The organism is Streptomyces sp. VNUA24, from assembly GCF_029167005.1.
Classification (GTDB): Bacteria; Actinomycetota; Actinomycetes; order Streptomycetales; family Streptomycetaceae; genus Streptomyces; species Streptomyces scabiei.
In genome coordinates this window covers 1,363,313-1,386,218 of sequence record NZ_CP119143.1, presented here as the reverse complement: position 1 = coordinate 1,386,218, position 22,906 = coordinate 1,363,313, and the positions used below count along the sequence as shown (strand labels likewise).

The following is a 22,906-nucleotide window of genomic DNA, read 5'->3' as shown; positions in this document are numbered from 1 at the left end:
CGGGTGTGACACCCGGGACCGGTCACTCGGGAGCCGGCGTGTAGAAGTGGCCGCGTTCGAGGACCGGGTCGAGGATGCCGTCGGAGATCTGGTCGACGGCCTCCTCCAGACGGGGCACGTCACGCTTCTGGCCGGGATAGCCGACGGCGGCCTTCACCTCGGGGACCATCAGCCAGGCGCCGGCGACGACCGCCGACAGCACGGCGAACGCCGGCGGTTCCTCGGCGTGCAGGCGGCGCAGGGCGGCGTCGAGGAGGGCCGGGGACTGGCCCTCCAGCGCGGCGAGCGTGCCCGCGAGCAGGTCGAAGGAGTCCGCCCGGGCGTCCACGGCGCGGCGCAGCCAGACGTCGTACTCCGCGGCCCGGGTGGCGGCGGGGTCGGTGTCGGTCTCCGGGATCAGTACGTCGGCCACGGCCCGCAGAGTGGCCAGCTCCACGTCCGTGACCAGCCGTGGAGCCCGGAACTTCGCCGGGACGGACAGGCGCGGGGGCTGTGGCGAGGAGGTCGGAGGAGTCACAGCGTCACCTTCTGATCGGAGGCGGTGTCGGCGATGTTCTCGGCCACGCGGAGGGCGAGTGCCGCGATCGTGCAGGTCGGGTTCGCCGAGCCGCTCGTGACGAAGATGCTGCCGTCCGCGAGGAAGAGGTTCGGTACGTCGTGAGCGCGGCCGTAGGAGTCGACGACGGAGGTGGCCGGGTCGTCGCCCATGCGCGCCGTGCCGAGCAGGTGCCCCGGCTGGTCGGTCCAGAGTTCGACGGCGAAGGTCCGCTCGGCTCCGGACGCCGCGTGGGCCTCCTCCATGCGAGCGACCGAGAACTTGAGGATCTTGCGGGTGTTCTCGCTGATCCGGTAGTTGATCTTCGGCGCGGGGATCCCGTGCGCGTCGGTCCGGTCGGGGGAGAGGGTGACCTGGTTGGCCTCGTCCGGCAGGTCCTCGGTGTTGGCGGCCCACAGGATGCCCCCGGCATGGGAGCGCGCCATACGGTGGATCGCCGGACCCCACAACTCGTCGTACGGCAGCGAGCGTTGGGTCTCCAGGGCGGTGAGCGGTCCGGGGGTGGGCAGCGCGTGCATCTTGCTGCCCCGGACGAAGTCGTGCTTGGGGTCGGTGTCGTAGAACTCCATCGAGTGGATGAGCTGCCCGGCGGGTCCGCGCCAGCTCTCCAGGTCCTCGTCGTAGAAGCCCGTGACGGAGCAGTTGGGGTGGAGCATCAGGTTCTTGCCGACGAGGCCGGAGGAGTTGGCCAGGCCGTCGGGGTGCTGGGCGGAGGCGGAGAGCAGGAGCAGGCGCGGGGTGCCGATGCCGTTGGCGCAGACGACGACCGCGTGGGCGAGCTGCCGGTGTTCGACGCCTTCGCGGTCGATCCACAGGGCGCCCTCGGCGCGGCCGTCCTTGCCGGTGAGGATCCGGCTGACTCGGGCGCCGGTGACCAGGGTCGCCCCGGAGCGCAGGGCGTGCGGCCAGAAGGCGATGTCGGCGGAGGCCTTGGAGCTCTCCGGACAGCCCCATTCGCAGGTGCCCCAACGGGCGCACTGCGACAGCTCCTTGAACTTCTGGCTCGGGATCGCGTTGGTGCCCGGCCACCAGTGCCGGCCCAGCGCGTTCATGCCCGCGGCCGCCCGGCGGCCCGCCTTGCCGAGGGGGTGCGGGGGCAGCGGGTAGTCGAGGCCCTCGGGGTAGGCGGGGTCGCCGCCGAGGCCGGAGACGCCGATGAACTGGTCCATCCGGTCGTAGTACGGGGCGAGGTCGGCGTACGAGATGGGCCAGTCGTCGCACACGCCGTCGAGGCTGCGGACGGCGAAGTCGGACGGCAGCAGCCGGGGCCACTCGGCGCCGTAGAAGAGGCTGGAGCCGCCGACCGCGTTGTACATGATCGGCGCCATGTCCGAGTCGGACAGGTCCAGCGGGTAGTCCGCCGGCAGGTTCCGGACGTTCGGGTCGTGGGCCCACTGGTTCTGGATCAGCAGCTCCCACTCGGGATGGTTGACCGGGTAGTCCGTCGGGTTGACCCAGTCGCCCTGCTCCAGGCAGACCACGCGGAAACCGCGTGCGGCCAGCGTGTGCGCGATGACCCCGCCGGAGGGCCCGGAGCCGATGACGAGAACGTCGGCCACGTCGCTGGGTGCTGAGACCATGCGGTCCACTCCTCTGTCGATTGTCGACTGTTGTCCATCATGTGGTGGGTTTCGAGGCAAGTCAACGCCGACCGTCAGGCGGAATCCACGCGCACCCGAACGGGCCCGCCGGAGTCGTCCACGCCGGTCGTCCAGTCCGCCGCGAGATACCGCGGCCGTCCCGGCAGCAGCGTGCGCGACCACTTCTGCCGGTGCAGCACGCGGCCGTCCTGGACCACGGTGACCGCGGGGCCCGGGATCACGGCCGCACTCCAGAGGACGAAGTGCCCGCGCGGCGGTGCGGGAGCGACGGCCGAGACGAGGTTGGGTGCCACCCAGGCCAGCGGCTCGCTGACGCGCAGGGGGACGAGACGCCTGCCCGGCGGGGTGTCTCCGCGGGCCGCGAGGTGCCCGAGCACACCGCGCGCGACGGCCCGCCCGTCGAGCGCGGCCACGTCGGCGGTCTCCACGGCGTGCAGCACGTTGCCGGCCGCGAAGACGCCCGGGACCGACGTACTCAGGTCGGTCCCCACCGCGGGCCCCAGCGTGCCCGGGTCGAGCAGCACGCCCCCGTGGCGGGCCAGTTCGTGGTCGGGGATCCAGTCGCCGGTGAAGACGACCGTGTCGCAGCCGAGGGACGCCCGCCTCCCGTCGGCGTGCCGCACCACGACGCCCTCGACGCGACGCCGTCCGACGATCTCCTCGACGCTGGTCCGGGTCAGCACGGGCGTACGCCACATCAGCCGCGCCCCGATCCGGAACGCCTCGTACGTCTGCGGCCGGTCGTGACCGGTGATCATGGCGCGTACCTTCACACCGGCGTGCGAGAGCGTCGTGAGCGCCGAGTAGCTCACGTGCTCGGCACCCACGATCACCGCCTCGCGGCCGACCGGCAGCCCGTGGGTGTACACCGTCTGCTGGAGCTGGCCCGTGGTGAAGACACCGGCCGGGCGGCTGCCCGCCACCAGGCGTGCGGTACGCGGCCGTTCGCGGGCGCCCGTCGCGAGGACGACCGCGCGGGCCGTCACCCTCTCCAGGCCCCGCGGGCTCGTCGCCTCCAGGGTCAGCGTCTCGGCCGTCCCCCCGTCCCAGCCGGTCACCGAGACACCGGTCCGTACGGTGACCCCCGCTCTCCGTGCCGCGTCGAGGAGGTGCCGCGCGTAGGCGGGTCCGCTCATGACCCGGTGCAGGTCGCGCATCCCGTAGCCGGTGTGGTGGGAGTGGCGGGGGATGCCGCCGCCCTCCTGCTCGCGTTCCAGCACCTCCACGTGCCCGGCGCCCTGCCGGGCCAGTTCCGTCGCGGCGGCGAGCCCGGCGGGGCCGGCACCGATCACGGCGACGTCCACGTGCCGCCGCGTGCGCCCGTCGGCACGGGCCTGCCCGCTCACCGGCCCTCACCCGCCGGAGCCGACTGCGCCAGCAAGTGACGGACCTCGGCACCGCAGTAGAAGCCCTGGCAGCGGCCGAGCGTGGCGCGGGTGCGACGGCGCAGGCCCTCCAGGGTGCGGGCGGGCAGCGGCGAGGCGAGGGCGTCGCGGATCTCGCCCCGGGAGACGCGCTCACAATGGCAGACCATGGTTCCGTACTCCGGGTCCTCGGCGATGAGGTCGGGCCGCTGGTAGGGCCGCAGCGAGGCCTCGCCGATCGTGGGCATGTGAGGGATGCGGGCGGGCACAGGCTCGCCGAGTTCGAGTCCGGCCTTGCCCAGCAGGTCCCGTACGTGTTCGCCGATGGCCAGGGCCGAGGTCAGCCCGGTGGAGCGGATGCCGCCGACGCAGACGTAGCGCTGGTCGGCGTGCAGGCGCAGCTGGTAGTCACCGTGCTCGGTGGCGGCGCGCAGCCCGGCGTAGACCGTGGTGACCTCATCCTCCAGGAGGTCCGGCATCAGCCGCCTGCCCTTGGCCAGCAGGGTGTCGATCCCCTCGGGGGAGGAGGCCGTCCTCGTCTTGTCGTCGAGGTCCTCGGCCGTGGGGCCGAGCATCACGTTGCCGAAGACGGTGGGGGAGATCAGGACCCCCTTGCCGAGCGCGGTCGGCACGGGCAGCAGGATGTGGCGGACGAGGGAGCGGGCGAACTTGTCGAAGACGATCAGCTCGCCGCGGCGCGGGGTGACCGTGAAGTCCTCGTGGCCGAGCATGCGGTCGATCTCGTCGCTGCGCAGCCCGGCGGCGTTGACCAGATAACGGGTGCGCAGTGTCCCGTTGCCGGTCTCGACCAGCGTGCTGCCGTCGGGCTGCGGCCGTACGCCGCGCACCTCGGTGTCGAGGAGGATCTCCACGCCGTAGCCGAGTGCCTCCACGGCGAAGGCGAACGGTGTGGTCCAGGGGCAGATGATGCTCTCCCCGGGGATCTCCAGGGCGCCCAGCGCGCCCGGGCCCAGATGGGGCTCGCGGCGGTAGAGCTCGTCACGTTCGACGTGCCGGGTCTCGGTGTAGCCGTTCCTGGCGGCCTTCTCCGCCAGACCCGGCAGGGCGTCCAGCTGCTCCCGGTCCCAGGCGACCAGCAGGGCGCCCAGGGGTTCCATGGGGATACCGGCCGCGGCGGCGTAGTCCCGCAGGAGGTGGTAGCCCTTCGCGACCAGCTCGGACTCCAGCGTGCCGGGTGTGGCGTCGAAGCCGGTGTGCAGGATCGCCGTGTTGGCCTTCGAGGTGCCGTCGCCGATGTCGGAGGAGGCTTCGGCCAGTCCCACCCGCAGCGGATGCCGGCCCAGTGTCCGGGCGATGGCGGCTCCCACGTCGCCGCCGCCGATGATGAGGACGTCGAACTGTGTCTGCCTGGACGTGAGGGTCATGTCGTCTCCCGCGCGTGTGCGACGGACGCTTCGGCGGCGCGCCGGAACCGGTCCAGCCGCTCCTGTGCCTCGTCCGGGCCGATGCGTGGTTCGTAGGTTCTGGCCGGGCCGCGTCGGGGGACCGCCGTGCCCGGTTCGCGCCGGGGGTCGATGCCGTAGGCGGCCAGGGCCGCGACGCCCAGTGCGGTGGTGTCCGCCGCGGGGTCGGCCTCGACCGGCACCTGGAGCAGGTCGGCCTGGGCCTGCATGAGGAGGGCGGAACGGGTCAGCCCGCCGTCCACCCGCAGGGACCGGATGCCGCGCCCGGTGTCGGTGCTCGCGCTGTCGACGAGACAGGCCACCTGCGCGGCGATGCCTTCGGCGAGTGCCCGGACGACATGGGCCGTCGTGGTGTCCAGGGCCAGTCCCGTCAGGGAGCCGCGGGCCTGGGGCTGCCACTGGGGCGCCCCCAGTCCCGCGAGCGCGGGCAGGAAGACGACCCCGCCGCTGTCGGGGACGCCGCCGCCGACACGGTCCAGGTCGGCGGCGCTCTCGATGAGTCCCAGATCCACCAGCCAGCGCACCGCCGACGCGGCGGTGTAGACCTGGCCGTCCAGCGAGTACGTCGCCTTCCCGTTCAGCCGCCAGGCGACCGAGGCGGTGAGGCCGGCCGTGGACCGTCTGCTGTCCGTGCCCTGGTTCAGGACCAGGAACGCGCCGGTGCCGTAGGTGCACTTGGCCGTGGCGGCGGCCAGGAGGCCGTGGCCGAACAGGGCCGCGGGCTGGTCCACGATCGCCGCGGTCACCGGGACCAGGTCACCGGTCAGGACCTCGGTCTCGCCGATCGTCCCGGCGCAGTCGACGATCTCCGGGAGCGGCTCGTCGTCCAGTCCGAAGACCGCGAGCGCCGTGTCCGACCAGCCGGTGGTGTCCAGGTCCATCAGCTGGGTGCGGGACGCGGTGGCCGCGTCGGTCACGAAGCGGCCGGTGAGCTGGTGCAGCAGCCAGGCGTCGGACGTCGTGACGACTCCCTCGCGTGTCCACCGCTCGCGCAGCCAGGCCATCTTGGGAGCGGCGAAGTAGGGGTCCAGAGGGAGGCCGGTGAGTGCGGCCAGCTCCTCGCCCCGGTCCCGCAGCCGCTCGCAGACGGTCGCGGCGCGGCGGTCCTGCCAGCCGAGGGCCGGGGTCAGCGCCTTGCCGGTGGTGCGGTCCCAGGCCAGTACCGTCTCGCCCTGGTTGGCGAGCCCCACGGCACCGACGTCCTCCCCGCTGTCACGCACCGCCTCGCGGGCGGCGGTGAGGACGGACATCAGCAGCTCCGTCGGGTCCTGTTCCACCGAGCCGCCCGGGCCGTACGAGGGGCGGACCTCCGCCTCGGCCCGGCCGATGACGCCCCGTTCGGGGCACACGACGATCGCCTTGGTTCCGGAGGTGCCCTGGTCGATGGCGAGCACATTCTCTGTCATTGCCGTACCTCACCGCTCCGTCCGACGTGGTGCCTCAGGCCTTGGAGAGCACGCCGCCGTCGACGACGAACGCGGTTCCCGTGATCGCCCTGGCATGGTCGGAGAGCAGGAAGGCGACCGACTGCGCGATCTCCACCGGCTCGATGGCCCGGCCGATCGGCTGCCACTCCGGCAGCGCCGCGTCCAGCGCCTCGCGGCCGCCGAGCCGGTTGTAGTGGGGGACGTTGAGCTTGGTGTCGACGAAGCCGGGGCAGACCGCGTTGGCGCGGATGCCCTCGCCGCCGTGGTCCAGGGCGATGGCCTTGGTCAGCATCAGGACCGCGCCCTTGCTGGCGGTGTAGAGCGCGAGCTGCTTCTCGGCCGCCAGCGAGTTGATCGATCCGATGTTCACGATGGCGCCGCCGCCGGCCGCGACCAGTGCCGGGATGGCGTACTTCGAGCCCAGGAAGACGCCCTTGACGTTCACGTCGAACGTGCGGTCGTACTCGTCGACGGTGGCGGAGGCCGTGTCGTTGGGGAGGAGGACCCCGGCGTTGTTGACGATGCCGTCCAGGCGCCCGAAGCGCCGGACGGTGAACTCCACGGCCTCCTCGACCTGTCGCTCATTGGTGACGTCGAGGATGCGGACCTCCCAGCGGTCACTGTCCACCAGGTCGGTGAGGACCTTGAGGCCGGCCTCGCTGTGGGTCGTGGCGACCACCTTGGCCCCTTCGTCGTGCAGGTGCTTGGCCGTCGCGAGACCGATGCCCGCCGACGCACCGGTCACGAGCACGACCTTCTCCAGCAGCAGACCCATGGGGATCACCTAGCTCTCGTCCAACTATCGACTGACGATTGTCGACAGAAAACTTCCAAAGGAAAGGCCCCCTGTCAAGGGGGCCTTCGCCGATCTGTTCGGCGTGGCCGGGCCCTACGCCTTCTTCCTCGCCCGGGACGGCTTCCCGGCTCGCGGGGCCGGCCTCTCCTCCTCGGGGCTGTCGGGGGCGGGGAGTCCCGGGCGGATGTGAGTGGTCAGTTCCTCCCGCACCCGGTCGAGGTCGCCCGAGCGGATGCATGCGAGCAGCCGCTGGTGGTTGGCCGCCAGGTCGGAGAGGTGGGCGAAGGACTGGTGGTCCACGGCGAGGAAGAGCCGCAGCTGGGACTCCCAGCTCAGCCACATGTCGAACAGCATTCGGTGGTCGGCCGCGCGGTAGAGCGCCCGGTGGACGGCGAGGTGGGTGTCGATGCAGCCGGCGACGTCCCCCGCCTCGGCCTTCTCCGTCAGCGCCTCGACCGCCTCCACGAGTTCCGCGCTGCCCTCCGCGGTCATGAGGGACGGCAGGGCCCGCTCGATCGCGAACGGCTCCAGGACCGACCGCAGGCTCTCGATCTCGGCGATGACCTCCCTGCTGACCTCGGCCACGAAGGAACCGCGGAAGGGGACGCGGGTGACCAGGCCCTCCTCGTCCAGCCGCTGGAGGCCCTCGCGCAGGGTCGTGCGGCTGACACCCATCTCCTCGGCGAGGTGGGTCTCGCGAAGCTGACTCCCGGCGGGGAAGGTGCCGTCGAGGATGGCGTTGCGCAGCATCGTCACCACGCTCTCCGACCTGGTATTCGACGCGATCCGTGTGACGGCCACCGGAGATCCCTGCCCCTTCGTTCTTGGTCGATTGTCGACCGCTAGCTTCCCACAGATTACCGCCCGGTTCGGGGTGGTCCCGGGTTCTCGCTGATGAGCGGGGTATTGACAGCGGCCGGATGCGTGGACTCTTGTTAGTGGAGACGGTCGAGAGTAGATTGTCGACAGTTTCCACTCGAAAGGACGAGTCCTATGACCGAGCTCGCTGGAGTGTTCTCCGCGGTGGCCACTCCGTTCCGGCCGGAGGATGCCTCCCTCGACGTGGGCGGACTGCGTGACCTCGTCGAGCGGACCATCACGGGCGGCATCCACGGCCTGGTCCCGAACGGGTCGACGGGGGAGTTCCCCTCGCTCAGCGGGGACGAGCGCCGCGAGGTGGCCGAGGTGGTCATCGACCAGGCCGCCGGACGCGTTCCGGTGGTCCCGCACGTCGCCGCCATGACGACGAAGGAGGCCGTGAGCCTCGCGCGGCACGCCGAGGCCGCCGGCGCGGCCGCGGTGATGGCCGTGGCCCCCTACTACGAGCCGCTGACCATCGAGGAGATCAAGAAGTACTTCCTCACCATCGCCGGATCGGTCTCCGTCCCGGTCGTCGTCTACAACCTCCCGGTGGCGACCGGCGTCAACCTGACCGCGGAGCACGTCGTCGACCTGGCCCGGCGGGCCGGCAACATCACGCACGTCAAGGACACCACCGGCGACCTCAGCCAGGCCGCACGCCTCATCCACGACCACGGCGACGAGATCAAGACCCTCGTGGGCTGGGACACCCTCTTCTTCGCCTCCCTCCTGGAAGGCGCCGCCGGATCCATCGTCGGCGCGGCCAACTTCATCGCCCCCGAACTGGTAGCCATCTACGACGCGGTCCAGGCCGGCCAGATCTCCTCGGCCAAGAAGGACTGGGACCGCATCTTCCCGATCATGCAGTTCCTGGTCAGCGGCGGATACGTCCCCGCGGTCCGGGCCGCACTGGACATCACCGGCCACTCCGCGGGCCCGGCCCGGGAGCCCATCGGCCCCCTGGAGAGCGAGCGCTACGCCGAGCTCGAAGCGCTGCTCAAGCCCCACAGCGCCTGACGCCGCAGGGCCGGAGCCTCCTCACCCTCCGGCCCTGCGCGGCGGCACCCGTACCGGTCCACACGCCACCCCCCGTCGCCCCCTGCCCCGCTCGTCCCCGAAGGACCCAGAGCACAGTGAGGTCACCATGTCAGACCGCTCCCCGGCGCAGTCACCCGATGCAAGACCCGCAGACTCCTACGAGTCGGACGCCCAGCTCGACGCGTCCGCCCTCGACGACACCGCCTACCTGGCCAAGCTCGGCTACAAGCAGGAACTGAACCGGGCCATCGGCCTGTTCTCCAGCTTCGGTGTCCAGTTCAGCTCCATCGCCGTGGCCTCCGCCTGCTTCACCACGCTCATCGTGGGACTGGGCTTCTTCGGGCCCGCCTCGTTCTGGTCATGGGTGATCGGCGGCTTCTTCCAGGTGTTCATCGTGGGTCTGGCGGTCGGCGAACTCGTGTCCGCCTATCCGCTCGCCGGCGGCGTCTACCAGATCAACACCCGCATCCTGTCCCAGAGCAAGAACCGCCTCGTACGCCACCCCTGGCTCGGATGGCAGTCCGGCTGGTGGATCGTCCTCGCCCACGCCGTGTCGGTGGCGGCCGTGGCCTGGAGCATGGTGCCGTACGTCGCCGGATGGTTCGACGTCGAGACCCTCACCAACGCCGAGACCATGTGGTGGGCCCTCGGCATCATCGCGTTCGTCACCCTGATCAACGTGGCCGGAGTGCGGATCGCCGCCCTCGCCAACAACATCGGTGTCGTCGCGGAACTCGTCGGTGCCGTCCTGGTCGTCGGTGCCCTGCTGTTCGTCAGCCACGACACCCAGCCCGCCTCCATCCTCAACGACACCGGCGGCACGGTCACGAACGGCCAGTGGCTCACCCCGTTCCTCTTCGCGTTCCTGCTGCCCGCCTACATCATCTCCAGCTTCGACTCGACCGGGAACGCCGCGGAGGAGACCCGCGACGCCGCCCGCAAGGCGCCGCTCGGCGCCTTCCTCGCCAACAGCGCGGCATGGCTGTACGGCATCCTGTTCATCGCCCTGCTCTACCTGGCCATCCCCGACGTCGACGCCGTCATGGGCAGCGACACCCCGGTCAAGTTCATCCTCGACAGCGCCGTCGGCACCCAGGTCACCGAGATCTTCGAGGTCGTCGCCATCGTCGCGCTCGTCGCGACGTGCACCATGCTCCAGCTCACCGGCGTCCGCGTCCTGTGGTCCCAGGCCCGCGACGGGCAGATCCCGGCCGCGAAGACCCTGCGCAAGGTCGCCGCCAACCGCATCCCGGTCAACGCCACGCTGGTGCTGTTCGCGATGTCCGTCGTGTTCGCCGTCACCGCCTCCTTCTCCGCGACCGCACTGGCGGTCCTCGCCGGACTCACCTCACTGGCCTGGGCCCTCGCCTACGGAGTGGTCGTCACCAGCGGCCTGTACGGCCTGCTGGCACGCAAGCTCCCCGCCCGCCCCTTCAACCTGGGCCGGCTCAGCCCGCTCGTCTTCGTCCTCGCCGTCGCCTGGTCCCTGCTGCTGGTCGTGGTCCTGATCTGGCAGAACCCCGAGCAGGTCGGAGGCGGCATGCTGGGCGCCATCGTCGTCGGCGCGGTGCTGTACGCCCTCATCCCCAAGCACGGACGACACTCCGAAGGGGCCTCGCATGTCGCACCCGACGATGTGGAAGCCTCGGCCTGATTGTCTCCGGACCCTCTACGACAGCGAAGGAGATGCCCTCATGAGCACCTCGCCCGAGCCCACCGTGGTCAACATCGTCGACGGGGTGAGCCGTCCGGGCTCCTCCGGCGAAACGATCGACGTGCTGGACCCGAGCACGGGGGCCCACATCGCCTCCTTCACCGACTCGACCGCGGACGACGTCGACGCGGCGGTGCGCGCCGCCCACCGGGCCGCCCCCGGCTGGGCGGCCACGCCTCCCGGCGAGCGCTCCGCGGCCCTGCACCGCCTCGCGGACCTGGTCACGTCCAGGCTGACGGAACTGGCGGACCTGGAGGTGGCCGACGCCGGCAAGCCGTGGACCGCCGCCCACACCGGCGAACTGCCCGGCATCGTGGACGCGTTGCGGCACTTCGCCGGGGCCGCGCGGGCCACCACCGGGCAGCCGGCCGGGGAGTACGCCAAGGGCAACACCTCGTTCCTGCGCCGCGAACCGGTCGGCGTGGTCGCCGCGATCACACCGTGGAACTTCCCGCTGTGGCAGGCGGTCTGGAAGATCGTGCCGGCGCTCGCCGCCGGCAACGCGGTCGTCGTCAAGCCCGCCGAGAACACGCCGCTGTCCACGACCCGCTTCGTGGAACTCGCGGGGGAGATCCTGCCGCCCGGCGTCCTGAACGTCGTCCTCGGCACGGGCGCCGTGGTGGGGGAGGCGCTGGTCGCCCACCCGCTGGTGGACCTGGTCTCCTTCACGGGCTCGACCCGGGCGGGCCGCCGCATCGGACAGGTGGCCGCGGAGGCCCCCAAGCGCGCCCTCCTGGAACTCGGCGGCAACGCCCCCGTCGTCGTCTTCGACGACGTCGACCTGGAGAAGGCCGTACCCGTCCTGACCAACGGGGCGCTCTACAACGCCGGTCAGGAATGCATGTCCGCCACCCGGCTGCTGGTGCAGGAGTCCGCCCACGACCGGGTGGTCGAAGCCCTCAAGGAGAGCCTGGGCAGTGTCGTCATCGGCGACACCTCGGACAAGAACACGGTCCTCGGCCCGCTCATCTCCCAGCACCAACGGGACAGCGTCCACCGTCTGGTGGAGAACCGCCCCGACCACGCGACGCTGGTGCTGGGCGGAGCGCCCGTGGACCGGCCGGGCTACTACTACCAGGCGACCCTCATGACCGGTCTCCGCCAGGACGACGACCTCGTCCAGGAGGAGATCTTCGGCCCGGTCGTCACCGTCCAGACCTTCACCGACGAGGCCGACGCCATCGCCAAGTCGAACGACGTCCCGTACGGCCTCGCCGCCTCGGTATGGACCCGCGACGTCGGCCGGGCCCTGCGCGTGGCCAACGCCTTCGACTTCGGCAACGTGTGGATCAACAACCACATGGTCGTCGGCCCCGAACTGCCCATCGGCGGCTTCGGCGCCTCCGGGCACGGCAAGGAAGGAGGCACCGCCGGCATCGAGGAGTTCACCCGCGTCAAGCAGGTCGTCATCAGCCTGGACTGACCACCGCGCCTCCCCGCGGTCCAGCCTCCCGAACGGGCCTGATGCCGGGCGCTGCGTCAACCCTCTTGAACGGGGGCGGACGCGGCGCCCGGCGCAGGTCTGTCCAGGAGCAAGGAACATGGCAGAGCACGCTCCGTGGCTGCCTTCCCTTCATTCGGCTCGACCCGGTACAGGCAAGCCCGCGGCGTGCGGGTCACCGTGTCCGTCAGGAGGCCGTCGGTGAAGAGAGCGCCGACGCCGTCCTCCAGCGCCCACCCTGCGGGGAGTGCGCCGGTGCCCACGGCCGCCCGGTAGGAGGAGCGGCGGCCCGGCTCACTGTCGTAGTGCGGACAGACCGAGCCGGACAACAGGCCCAGTCCGTCCGGCAGGAACGTCAGCGGTCCGAAGGAGTCGGTAAGCGACCCTTCGGCCCAGCAGTTGGCCCCGGCACTGATCCCGCACAGCACGGTGCCGGCGTCGTAGGCCTCGTGCATCAGCCGGTCCACACCATGAGCACGCCAGACCGCGAGCAGGTTCGCCGTGTTGCCGCCCCCTACGTACACGATGTCCTGGGACAGCAGAAACGTGCGCAACGCGGCGTCATCGAACTCCCGCCGGAACAGCGGCAGAACACCGGGTTCACAGGCGCGTGGCGCGAACGCGGAGAGGAACCGGTCGACGTAGGCGGGGGCATCGCCGCCGGCGGTGGGCACGAAGCACACCTTGGGCCGGGAAACCCGTGCGAGACCGAGCACCCAGTCGTCGAGCAGACCGTCGTCGTCCGTGGAGAAGCCGCCCCCGAGCAGGGCCAGACGATGTACGGGAGTGACAGCCAAGGGAAGGCCCTCCTCGGGACACGAGTCGGCCGGAACAGACGATGTCCCGACCGGAACAGACGATGTCCCGAACGATGCCGAGCCGACCCCTGCTTCCACAAGTGCCATACGCCGTCACACCACGGCCGGACCACCGACCGGTTCCCCCTCACCTGCTGACCGCTCACCGGAGAGGCCACGTCGTCCGAGCGCCGAAGGTCACCCGGCGAGCCCGCGTGCACGCAGGTCGGCGTCCAGCATGCGGATCAACTCACCCACCCGTCCGCCCCCGCTCGGTGCCACGGGGAAGCGTCGGAGCACGTCGACCACGACCGGTGTCGCACGGTGTACCGCCTGCTCGACGTACTCCGCACCGACGTTCCGGTCGTCGCCTGCGACGAGTTCGGCCGCTCTGGCCGCGTGGGCGGCGGCTCCGAGGATGTGCTTGACCTGGGTGGCCTTGGGCAGCGGGTGCAGATAGGCGGCGCCTGCCGCGGACATCGCCGCCCACGCCGCCTCGCGCGCGGCCGCGGTGTCCGCGGTCTTGGCCGCCTTGAGTGCCGCCCACGCGGTCTCGCGCAGGGACTTTCCGCGTTCGCCGCCCCGAGCGAACTCCCACGCGGTACGGACGGCGTCGCGAGGCCGCGAGTCGTCCGGCCGATCGGCCTCGAACAGCGCGAGCACCGCCTCCGCACAGGCCGCGGCGAACGCGGTGACCTCACGGAGGTCCTGTGTGCTCAGAACGATCTCTCTGATGTCCCCCGTCATACGTCCATCTTCCACGATCACGCCGGACAGCCACCCACGGCCGGCACGAGGAGCCGGAGAACACGTCACGGCACCTTGTGGTCCGAGACTTCGGAGTGGCGCAGGCTCATCTCCCAGGAACCGGCCGAGGCGAGGGGAGGGGCGCCGAGGTCAAGTGGAGCAGCAGGTCGGTCAGTTGAGAAAAGCAGGAGAGGGTCTTCCAGGGCTCGCAGCGGGCCAGATCGTCCTCGCGTCCCGTCCCCCACGTGCAGGCGACCGTCCGTACACCGGCGGCCCGTCCGGCCTCCATGTCCGCGACCGAGTCACCGACCAGCACCGCCCGCCCGGCAGCGACGTCGAGTTCTCGGAGCAGCCACCGGACTCCTTCCGCCGAGGGTTTGGGCGCGGGCTCGTCGTCGGGCGTGACCAGTGCCTCCACCAGGTGGCCGACACCGAGGAACTCCATGGTCGGTTCGATGCGGTCCCGGTCCTTGCCGGTGATCACGCCGACGCGTACGCCCCGCCCGCGCAACTCGGTCAGCAGCTCCCGGGCACCGTCGAAGAGGCGCGTCCGGTCCACCAGGGCGCGAGCCGTCCGGCTGTACGGTTCGAGCGCGGCCGGGGGGAGGCCCAGCCGCGCGAGGATGTCGGCCGCCGGCTGACCCGCCATGGCGAGGAAGCGCTCGACCGGGGGCTCGCCCGGTGCGCCGACATGCGACCAGGCCGTCCTGAGGGCGGCCACGGTGATGTGCTCCGAATCGGCCAGGGTTCCGTCCCAGTCGAAGAGGACCGCCTCGACGGATGGGGTGCTGCTCACTCGTGCCCCTTTCGTGGGTGCCGGTGTGGCTCAGTGGGCGTGCGCGTTCGACAGCGCGCACAGGTCGCGGACCGAGAGGGCGGACGGGTGGCGGGTGCGCTCCGCCCTGGCCGCCAGAGCCAGGAACACGGTCGCGGTGGTGAGGGCGTCGCCCAGGGCGTGATGAGGGGTGCACACGGGAAGCCCCAGCCGGCGGGCCAGCAGTTCCAGCGGCGGCTCGCGGCCGGAATCGTGTCCGGTCCAGCAGCCGGTGGCGCGGGCGAGCGCCGCCGTGTCGATGACCGCCCGCACCCCCGACCACCCCACGGTGCTCCGCATGCGGCCGAGGAACGCCCGCTCGATCCACGCGGCGTGGGCCACGACCACGCGGCCTGACAGGCGTGGGGAGAGCGCCTGCCCCACGGCGGCCGGATCGGGCGCGCTGTCGAGATCGCCCGGTCGCAGCCCGTGGACCTTGATGGAGGCCACCGAGACGGCACATCGTGGACGTACGAGGGAGTAGAAGCTGTCACCGAGGTCGACGCGGCCCTCGCGGACGGGCACCGCGCCCACGGAGATGATGTCGTCGCGCCGCAGGTCCAGCCCCGTCGTCTCGAGATCGATCACGCAGTACTCGGCCGAGCGCCACTCCTGCTCCAGAACGGAGTCCGTCGCGGGCCTCCTGAACGGAAATCTCACCGTGACACCCGAGCCCTCCGTGCGCGCAGCCTTCCGCGTGTGCCGCCACTCTCCGTGCGGTCCCCCATTTGTACATGGTCGATACTCGATTGTCGACAGTTGCGCACATGCTCGCGATGAACGACGAGCGCAGTGAACTACCGGGCGGACCCCCTGCGCACACTGCTCGGGGTGACGCCGTACGCCTGCTTGAAGACACGGCTGAAGTGCGCCACGTCGTTGAAGCCCCACCGGAAGGCGACGTCCGTGACCGAGGCCGTGCCGCCGGCCCGGGTCAGGTCCCGGTAGCAGGCCCGCAACCGCCGTGCGCGGATCCACCGGCCGACCGTGGTGCCGGTGTCGGCGAACGCCAGGTGCAGCGTCCGTACGGAGACGTCGTGGGCCTCGGCGACGGAGGAGGCGCACAGGTCGGCGTCGTCGAGGTGGTGATCGATGTACCGGCGCACGCGGACCAGGAGGGCCTCGCGGAGCGCCGAGCGGGCGCCGGCCGGGGCCCGGGCCGAGTCCAGGGCCGTGTCCAGGGTGTCGAAGAGGCTCTGGCACGCGATCGCGAGCCCGGCGTCGCTGAGGTGGTCGAGTTCGCGGGTGATGGCCCGGAGCTGGTCGGCGGCTATCGAGGCCAGTCCGGATCCCGCGGTGACGGACACCGCCCCGCGGCCGCTCGTCGCGACGGCCGCCAGGGCGGGCGGCGCCTGCTCGCGGGGGAGTATCAGCGACAGCTCACGGCGGGGCTCGACCGCGTCGAAGCCCTCGGCCGTCTCGCTGTCCCACAGCAGCAGCTGGTCGGGACCGAGGACCAGTGTGTCGTCACCCTGGCGGCAGACCAGCCGCCCACTGAGATTGATCATGACGCCGATGCGCGGGCCGCCGAGCCGGGAGTCCGTGTCGGGACTCCGGTGCCCGGAATACCCCCCGCCGCTGAACTGCGAGACGATCAACGAGTCGAGCTGCCGGTAGCGGACGGTGGCGTCGAGGTGGTCCTGCCGGGAGTAGGACAGGTCCCACGGCAGATGGACCTCCGCCATCTTCTCGCTCCACGCGTCCCGGACCGATGCCGGCGGCAGCCCTCGCGTCGACCAGGTGACCGTGGCGTTCACACGCACCACCTCCAGGGACCCTAGTTAACGCAGGCGGCGGCTTCCGCGCAACGAACGGTGTCACGTCCACCGGTCACCGGGCGTCCCGCGCCCGCCCCGTGCACGAATGGACAACTGCGGTTGCGCTGCCGTGCAAGCACCGCGAACCGATGTCACGCACTGTTCTCCTCACCGTCACAGAAGCCGGAGCCGCCTCCTTCGGGCACCTCCCGGCACCCCACGGAAGGGAGCAGCCGTGACCGACCTGCGTCCGGTCGTCATCTACGGAGCCAGCGGTTCCACAGGCCGTCTGGTGGCCGAGTATCTGCGTGAGTACCACATACCCTTCGTCGCCGCGGGCCGGAACAAGGCGCGGCTGCAGGAGGTGATGGACAAGGTCCCGGGCATCGAGACCGCCGACTACGAGATCGCCGAGACGGACGGCTCGGTGGAGTCCCTGACCCGCCTCTTCGAAGGCCGGCAGGTCGTCTGCAACACGGTCGGGCCGTTCCTGCGGTACGCGCCCGCCGTCGTGGAAGCGGCGATCGCGGCCGGATGCCACTACATCGACACCGCCGGCGAACAGACCCACATGCTGCGCTTCCTCGACGAGTGGGGGCCGCAGTTCGCCGCCGTCGGCCGGGCCGCGTCGAGCGCCATGTCCGTCCAGTACGCGGTCCACGACATCGCCGCCCGCATCTGTCTGGAGACCCCGGGCGTCGACACGCTCGAACTGGGGTCGTACGCCAACGCCATCCCCACCGTCGGCTCCACCCAGTCGATCTTCGACGTGATCCGGGCCGACGCCTTCTACCTGGAGGACGGCCTGCTGAAGAAGTACGACGGCGTCCAGGTCCAGGACGTGGTCGTACCCGGCTCCGGCCTGGTGCTCACCGGCACCAACTGGGGCGGCACCGCCCTCCCGGTGTTCTTCCGGGACGACCGCCGGGTGCGCGACTGCCGCATGTTCGTGGCCATGCGCAACCAGACCATCTGGCGACGGGTCGTCGACCTGGAACGCCTCTTCAAGGTCTCCCTCCAGTGGCTCCCGGAGGAAGCCCTCTATCCCGTCCTCGACAAGATGGCCTCCGGCATGACGGCGGACAGCCCGCCGCGCGAGAACCGCCAGCACCAGCGGTCCATCGACTGGTGCACCGCCCGCGGCAACACCGCCACCGCCCGGGTCGTCATCCACGGCACCACCGGCTACCAGATGACCGGACTCATCCAGGCGTACGCGGCCATGCGGCTGCTCGGCAACACCTACCACGGCACCGGCTTCCGCTCGCCCGCCGAACTCCTCGGCCACCGCGAGCTGATGGGCGCCCTGGAGTCGTACGGCTTCGCGCGCATCACCGAGGAGTCCCGGGCGTGAGCGCGACCGAGCCCGTGTGGATCGTCGGCACCGGCATGACCTCGTTCGGGGTGCGCCTCGACACCTCGGTCAAGGAACTCACCCGGGAGGCCGTGACCGAGGCACTCAAGGACGCCGGTGCCGAACTCGGCGACATCCAGGCGGCGTACTTCGGCAACACCTGCCAGGACGTGCTGGAGGGCCAGAACGTCGTGGGCGGCCAGATGGCGCTGCGCTCCATGGGCTTCGAGCGGATCCCCGTGACCAACGTCGAGAACGCCTGCGCCACCGCCACCACCGCCCTGCACCAGGCCGTGCTGCACGTCCGCTCCGGCGCGGCCGACACCGTGCTGGCCGTCGGCGTCGAGAAGACCAACACCGGCGACAAACAGCGCATGCTCGGCCTCTTCGACGGCGGCATGGACGTCCACGACCCCGAGGGCGTCGAGGCGGTCCTGCGTGAACTCGGCGGCGAGGTGCCGGACGACACGGTCCCACGCAGCCGGTTCATGGACATCTACGCGGCACTCGCCCGCGCCCACATGCGGGACTTCGGGACCACCAAGGCGCAACTGGCCCGGATCTCAGCCAAGAACCACGCCCACGCCGTCGACAACCCGCTCGCCCACTACCGCGTGGCGATGACGGCCGAGGCCGTCCTGGCCGCCCGCACGGTCAACGACCCGCTCACCGTGCCCATGTGCGCCCCGCTCACCGACGGCGCCGCGGCGGCGGTCGTGGTCGACACGGCCGGACTGCGCCGCCTCACCGCGGCCCGGCCAGTGCGGGTCCTCGCCTGCGTGCTCGGCACCGGCACCGGGCGCGCGCCGGCCGACTGGGCGACCTCCGTCAGCCGCCTCACCGCGCAGCGGGCGTACGAGGAGGCCGGTGTCGGCCCCGACGACGTCTCGGTGGCCGAGGTCCACGACGCCGCCGCCTTCGGTGAACTCCTGCAGACCGAACTGATGGGCTTCTGTCCGATCGGCGCGGGCGGCGAGTTCGCCGACTCCGGCGCCACCACCCTCGGCGGACGGCTCCCGGTCAACCCCTCCGGCGGCCTGGAGTCCAAGGGCCACCCCATGGGCGCCTCCGGCCTCGCCCAGGTCCACGAACTCGCCCGGCAGCTGCGGGGCGAGTGCGGCACCCGCCAGGTGCCCGGCGCCCGGATCGCCCTCGCCGAGAACGGCGGCGGCATGTACGCCGGCGAAGAAGCCGTCGCGGCCGTCACCCTGCTCGGCGCCTGACCAACCCACTTGGAGTCTCTGATGAGTTACCCGACGACGAGTTACCAGACCCTCTCCCTGCGCCGCGACGGCCGCATCCTGCACGTCGACCTCGACAACGGCCCGCTGAACCTGATGACGATCCAGATGGTCGGCGAACTCTTCGACCTCGCCGGGAGGCTGGTCTTCGACCGGGACACGGGCGTCGTCGTCCTCGGCAGCGCCAACCCCGACTTCTTCCTCGCCCACTTCGACCTCGACGACATGTTCCGCTCGATGAACGACCCGGACGTGCCGCAGAGCAAGTACCCGGACATCAACGTCGTCCAGGCACTGACGACCATGTGGGAAGCCCTGCCGCAGGTGACGATCGGGGTGCTCGACGGCATCGTGCGCGGCGGCGGCCTGGAGTTCCTGCTCGCCACGCAGATGAGCTTCGCCACCCCCCGGAGCAGGCTCTGTCTCCCCGAGGCCAGCGGCGGCTTCCTGCCCGCAGGCGGCGGCACGACCCGCCTCGCGCTCCGCATCGGCCCCGCGCGGACCCGTGAATTCATCCTCAGCGCACGGGACTTCACCGGGGACGAGGCGGCGGCGTACGGCATCGTCAACCGCTGCCTGCCCACCGAGGACATCCACTCCTACGTCGACGACCTCGCCCAGCGCTCCGCCGCCCGGTCCGCCGAGTCCGTCGCGGCCGTCAACCAGGTACTGGCCAAGGTCCTGAACGGCGCCGTGGACGCGCAGTTCGCGGGCTTCGCCGTCGAGAGCGAGGCCATGCGGAACCTGCTCGCGGTGCCCGCGGTGCTGGAGCGCCTGAAGAGGCTCGCACAGCTCCAGGACATCGAGCACGAGCGGGATCTGCCGGCGACGATCGCCTCGGTGTCCTGATGGCCGGCCGGGACAAGGAGCCGGGTGCACGCCCCAGGCAGCCCAAGGGCGAGATCTTCTTCGACTCGATCGAGGCACCGCCGCACCACACCGCGTCGGCCCGGGCCGCCTGCCGGCGGGGCCGCGCGGCGAGCGGGTCCTCGGCCGGCCCGGCCGTGGGCCCGGTCATGACCGGGCTCGCCCGCGCCGCGTTCGACAGGGCAGTCGGCCGCCTCCACCAGCACCGTCAGGGCGGTGCGCCGCCGGCCGGGCACCGGCCCGTCCCGCACCGGCCGGGCAGTAGCGACCGGGCGTTCCGGGGCGCCGACAAGGCCGGGACGGCCGGTTCCGTGACCGACCCGCACAGGAAGGAAGGACATCACCGTGGCGATCACTGACTTCTTCGACCGCGGGTGGCGTGCGCGGCCCGAGGGCACCGCCTTCGTCATGGACGAACGGACCTTCACCTACCGGGAGATCGGAGAGCTCTCCCACCGCGTCGCCAACGCCCTGCTGGCGTCGGGCCTCCAACCGGAGGCCAAGGGGGCCGTGCTGACGTCCAACGATCCCGTCGGCTGGGCCTGTGTCCTCGGCATATGGCGGGCCGGACTGGCCTGGGTGCCGGTCAACCCGGCCGGCACCCGCGCCGAGATCGGCCGGCTTCTCGACGGCTTCGACTGCGAGGTGCTCTTCTGCCACGAGACCCTGCTCCCTGTCGTCGAGCCCCTGCGCGCCGACCTGAAGAGGCTGCGGACCGTGGTCTCCCTGGGCGAGGACCCGCGCCTGGCGTCCAAGGCCGGCGCCGTCACACTCGACGACTTCCTCAAGGACGCGTCCACCGACCTTCCGGACCATGTTCCGGAGCCCGACGCGGTGGCGGGCATCATGCCGACCGGCGGCACGACCGGCGCCCCGAAAGGGGTCATGAACACGCATCGCGGCCTGAGCGTGAGCGCGGTCCACCAGATGCTGGCCGCCTCCTACGCGGCCGACGAACCGATCGTGAACCTGCTCGCCGCCCCCATGACCCACACCGCCGGCACCCTCACCCTGCCCTGCACCGCACGGGGCGGCACGGTCGTCGTGACGACCCGTCCCGACCCCGTCCGGCTGCTCGACCTGATCGAGAAGCACCGGGTCACCGAACTCTTCCTCCCGCCCACCGTCATCTACCGCCTGCTGGAGACCCCCGGCATCGAGCGACGCGACTTCTCCTCGCTCAAGTACCTGATGTACGGCTCCGCACCCATGTCGACCGAGAAACTGCGCCGGGCCATCGAGGTGTTCGGGCCGGTGATGTTCCAGGGGTACGGCCAGACGGAGGCGCCCTCGGGGATCGCCTTCCTGCGCCCCGAGGAGCATCTGACCGGCGACGGCAGTGACTTCCGGCTCTCGGCAGCGGGCCGCCCGGCACCCCTCGTACAGGTCGAGGTGCTGGACGGCGAGGGCCGGGTTCTGCCCCCGGGCGAGAACGGCGAGATCTGCGTACGCGGCGATCTCGTCATGAAGGGCTACTACAAGGACCCCGTCAGGACCGCCGAGACCATCGTCGACGGCCGGCTGCACACCGGTGACATCGGGTTCCTCGACGACGAGGGCTTCCTGCACCTCACCGACCGCAAGAAGGACATGATCATCTCGGGCGGGTTCAACGTCTACCCGAGCGAGGTCGAACAGGTCGTCTGGAAGCACCCGGCGGTCCAGGACTGCGCCGTCATCGGTGTCCCGGACGAGGACTGGGGCGAGGCCGTCACCGCCGTCGTGGAACTGAACGACGGCGAGGCACTGACCGAGGCGGAACTCATCGCGTACTGCCGTCCACGGCTCGGCGGCATCAAGACACCCAAGCGGGTCGTCTTCGTGTCCGAACTCCCGCGCAGCGCCAACGGAAAGGTCCTCAAGAAGGACGTCCGTGAACCCTTCTGGCGCGAGCACGCGCGGCAGATCTGAGGATCGGAGCACAGCATGGACCGCACCCTTTTCGACAAGGACCACGACAGCTTCCGTGACGCCGTCCGCCAGTTCACCGAACGCGTCCTCGCGCCCCGCCACGAGGAGATGCTCCGGCAGAAATCCATCCCCCGGGACATCTGGCAGGAGGCGGGCGCGCTCGGCATCCTCGGCCTGTCGGTCCCGGAGGAGTACGGCGGGACGGGGGCGGGGGACTTCCGCTTCAACGCCGTCGCGGACGAGGAACTCGCCGGCTTCAGTTTCGGCGTCGGGGCCAGTCTCGCCCTGCACACCGACACCTGCCCGCCGTACCTGGTGGAACTCGGCACCGAGGAACAGAAGCGGCGCTGGCTGCCCGGCATCGCCTCGGGCGACCTGATCAGCGCCATCGCCATGACCGAACCCTCCGGCGGCTCCGACCTCGCCGCGTTGAAGACCACCGCGGTCCGGGACGGCGGGAACTGGCTGCTCAACGGCTCCAAGACCTTCATCACCAACGGCCACCAGGCGGACCTCGTCATCGTGGCCGCCCGCACCGGCCCCGGCGAACGGGCCAAGGGCATCAGCCTGTTCGTCGTCGAGGCCGGCACCCCGGGCTTCGAGCGGGGCCGCAAGCTGGACAAGGTCGGACAGGAGGAGGCCGACACCGCCGAACTGTTCTTCACCGACGTCCGCGTCCCCGACTCCCACCGCCTCGGTGAGGTCGGCCAGGGGTTCGTCTCGATGATGCGGCTCCTGCCGCAGGAACGGCTCTCGACGGCCGTCACCAACATCGGCCATGTCACACGGCTCCTGCACGAGACGATCGCGTACGCCAAGGAACGCCGCGCGTTCGGGGAGACCATCGGCTCCTTCCAGCACAACAAGTTCCGGATCGCCGAACTGGTCACCCGTGTGGAGGTGACCCAGGCGTACGTCGACCAGTGCGTCCTCGCGCACACGCGCGGCAAGCTCACACACGTGGACGCGGCCAAGGCCAAATGGTGGGCCGCCGAGACGCAGAACGCCGTCCTGGACGAGTGCGTCCAACTGCACGGCGGCTACGGCTACATGAACGAGTACCGCATCGCACGCGCCTGGCGGGACGCCCGCGTGACGAAGATCTGGGCCGGGTCCAACGAGATCATGAAGGAGGTCATCGGCCGTGACCTGGGCCTGTAGCACCGTCCCCTCGAACTCCCGGATGGAGAAACACT

The 22,906-nt window shown here is 71.1% G+C and carries 21 protein-coding genes; 9 read left to right on the top strand and 12 right to left on the bottom strand.

All coding sequences use genetic code 11. From position 1 onward, the window contains the following. Positions 1 to 22 precede the first annotated feature (22 nt). The 7 genes from PYR72_RS05580 to PYR72_RS05550 all read right to left on the bottom strand — a co-directional run bounded on the left by PYR72_RS05580 (position 23) and on the right by PYR72_RS05550 (position 7,969). Entirely contained in the window at positions 23 to 517 is a 495-nt protein-coding gene (locus PYR72_RS05580; RefSeq protein WP_275454188.1) for a hypothetical protein, read from the bottom strand. Then, entirely contained in the window at positions 514 to 2,136 is a 1,623-nt protein-coding gene (locus tag PYR72_RS05575; protein WP_275454187.1) for a GMC family oxidoreductase, read from the bottom strand. The genes PYR72_RS05580 and PYR72_RS05575 overlap by 4 nt, the downstream gene beginning before the upstream one ends. Positions 2,137 to 2,210: 74 nt before the next feature. After that, complete coding sequence (locus PYR72_RS05570; protein WP_275454186.1) at positions 2,211 to 3,503, bottom strand: FAD-dependent oxidoreductase; 1,293 nt, start codon at positions 3,501 to 3,503, stop codon at positions 2,211 to 2,213. Then, positions 3,500 to 4,906, bottom strand: coding sequence for an NAD(P)/FAD-dependent oxidoreductase (locus tag PYR72_RS05565; protein ID WP_275454185.1), 1,407 nt, complete (start codon positions 4,904 to 4,906; stop codon positions 3,500 to 3,502). The genes PYR72_RS05570 and PYR72_RS05565 overlap by 4 nt, the downstream gene beginning before the upstream one ends. After that, positions 4,903 to 6,351, bottom strand: coding sequence for an FGGY family carbohydrate kinase (locus PYR72_RS05560; RefSeq protein WP_275454184.1), 1,449 nt, complete (start codon positions 6,349 to 6,351; stop codon positions 4,903 to 4,905). The genes PYR72_RS05565 and PYR72_RS05560 overlap by 4 nt, the downstream gene beginning before the upstream one ends. 34 nt (positions 6,352 to 6,385) lie before the next feature. Next, positions 6,386 to 7,147, bottom strand: a complete 762-nt coding sequence (locus PYR72_RS05555; protein ID WP_275454183.1) for an SDR family oxidoreductase — start codon at positions 7,145 to 7,147, stop codon at positions 6,386 to 6,388. A gap of 114 nt (positions 7,148 to 7,261) precedes the next feature. Further along, a complete protein-coding gene (locus tag PYR72_RS05550) occupies positions 7,262 to 7,969 on the bottom strand; it encodes a GntR family transcriptional regulator (protein WP_275454182.1) in 708 nt (235 codons plus the stop codon). 192 nt (positions 7,970 to 8,161) lie between these two features. Between PYR72_RS05550 and PYR72_RS05545 the strand changes: the two genes are divergently transcribed. The 3 genes from PYR72_RS05545 (at position 8,162) to PYR72_RS05535 (ending at position 12,204) form a co-directional block, all read left to right on the top strand. After that, positions 8,162 to 9,046: a dihydrodipicolinate synthase family protein gene (locus PYR72_RS05545; protein WP_275454181.1), complete on the top strand. Its 885-nt coding sequence runs from the start codon at positions 8,162 to 8,164 to the stop codon at positions 9,044 to 9,046. A gap of 127 nt (positions 9,047 to 9,173) precedes the next feature. After that, positions 9,174 to 10,721 (top strand): amino acid permease, encoded by a 1,548-nt coding sequence (locus PYR72_RS05540; protein WP_275454180.1) that lies wholly within the window; start codon positions 9,174 to 9,176, stop codon positions 10,719 to 10,721. Between the two features lie 40 nt (positions 10,722 to 10,761). After that, positions 10,762 to 12,204, top strand: coding sequence for an aldehyde dehydrogenase family protein (locus tag PYR72_RS05535; protein ID WP_275454179.1), 1,443 nt, complete (start codon positions 10,762 to 10,764; stop codon positions 12,202 to 12,204). Between the two features lie 56 nt (positions 12,205 to 12,260). Here PYR72_RS05535 and PYR72_RS05530 read toward each other — a convergent pair whose 3' ends face one another. From PYR72_RS05530 to PYR72_RS05510, 5 genes are all read right to left on the bottom strand, one after another. After that, complete coding sequence (locus tag PYR72_RS05530; RefSeq protein ID WP_275460335.1) at positions 12,261 to 13,118, bottom strand: peptidase E; 858 nt, start codon at positions 13,116 to 13,118, stop codon at positions 12,261 to 12,263. A 99-nt stretch (positions 13,119 to 13,217) separates the two neighbouring features. After that, positions 13,218 to 13,766: a putative immunity protein gene (locus PYR72_RS05525; protein ID WP_275454178.1), complete on the bottom strand. Its 549-nt coding sequence runs from the start codon at positions 13,764 to 13,766 to the stop codon at positions 13,218 to 13,220. A 106-nt stretch (positions 13,767 to 13,872) separates the two neighbouring features. Continuing rightward, positions 13,873 to 14,562, bottom strand: a complete 690-nt coding sequence (locus PYR72_RS05520; RefSeq protein WP_275454177.1) for an HAD family hydrolase — start codon at positions 14,560 to 14,562, stop codon at positions 13,873 to 13,875. Positions 14,563 to 14,592: 30 nt separating this feature from the next. Beyond that, the gene (locus tag PYR72_RS05515) at positions 14,593 to 15,240 is read right to left on the bottom strand and encodes a 3'-5' exonuclease (protein ID WP_275454176.1); all 648 of its coding nucleotides are present in this window, start codon (positions 15,238 to 15,240) and stop codon (positions 14,593 to 14,595) included. A gap of 137 nt (positions 15,241 to 15,377) precedes the next feature. After that, positions 15,378 to 16,337, bottom strand: a complete 960-nt coding sequence (locus PYR72_RS05510) for a helix-turn-helix domain-containing protein (RefSeq protein WP_275454175.1) — start codon at positions 16,335 to 16,337, stop codon at positions 15,378 to 15,380. A 235-nt stretch (positions 16,338 to 16,572) separates the two neighbouring features. On the opposite strand from PYR72_RS05510, the gene PYR72_RS05505 reads away from it, so the two are divergent. Genes PYR72_RS05505 through PYR72_RS05480 form a run of 6 tightly spaced genes read left to right on the top strand, consistent with a single transcriptional unit; the run spans position 16,573 to position 22,871 of the window. After that, the gene (locus PYR72_RS05505) at positions 16,573 to 17,691 is read left to right on the top strand and encodes a DUF5938 domain-containing protein (RefSeq protein WP_275454174.1); all 1,119 of its coding nucleotides are present in this window, start codon (positions 16,573 to 16,575) and stop codon (positions 17,689 to 17,691) included. Next, positions 17,688 to 18,914: a thiolase family protein gene (locus PYR72_RS05500; protein ID WP_275454173.1), complete on the top strand. Its 1,227-nt coding sequence runs from the start codon at positions 17,688 to 17,690 to the stop codon at positions 18,912 to 18,914. The genes PYR72_RS05505 and PYR72_RS05500 overlap by 4 nt, the downstream gene beginning before the upstream one ends. Positions 18,915 to 18,935: 21 nt before the next feature. Then, positions 18,936 to 19,781, top strand: coding sequence for an enoyl-CoA hydratase/isomerase family protein (locus tag PYR72_RS05495; RefSeq protein WP_275454172.1), 846 nt, complete (start codon positions 18,936 to 18,938; stop codon positions 19,779 to 19,781). After that, positions 19,781 to 20,158, top strand: coding sequence for a hypothetical protein (locus PYR72_RS05490; protein ID WP_275454171.1), 378 nt, complete (start codon positions 19,781 to 19,783; stop codon positions 20,156 to 20,158). Before PYR72_RS05495 ends, PYR72_RS05490 begins: the two co-directional genes overlap by 1 nt. Then, positions 20,145 to 21,710, top strand: a complete 1,566-nt coding sequence (locus PYR72_RS05485) for an AMP-binding protein (protein WP_275454170.1) — start codon at positions 20,145 to 20,147, stop codon at positions 21,708 to 21,710. Before PYR72_RS05490 ends, PYR72_RS05485 begins: the two co-directional genes overlap by 14 nt. 15 nt (positions 21,711 to 21,725) lie before the next feature. Beyond that, on the top strand, positions 21,726 to 22,871 hold the full coding sequence (locus PYR72_RS05480) for an acyl-CoA dehydrogenase family protein (protein WP_275454169.1): 1,146 nt from the start codon (positions 21,726 to 21,728) through the stop codon (positions 22,869 to 22,871). Positions 22,872 to 22,906: the final 35 nt, after the last annotated feature.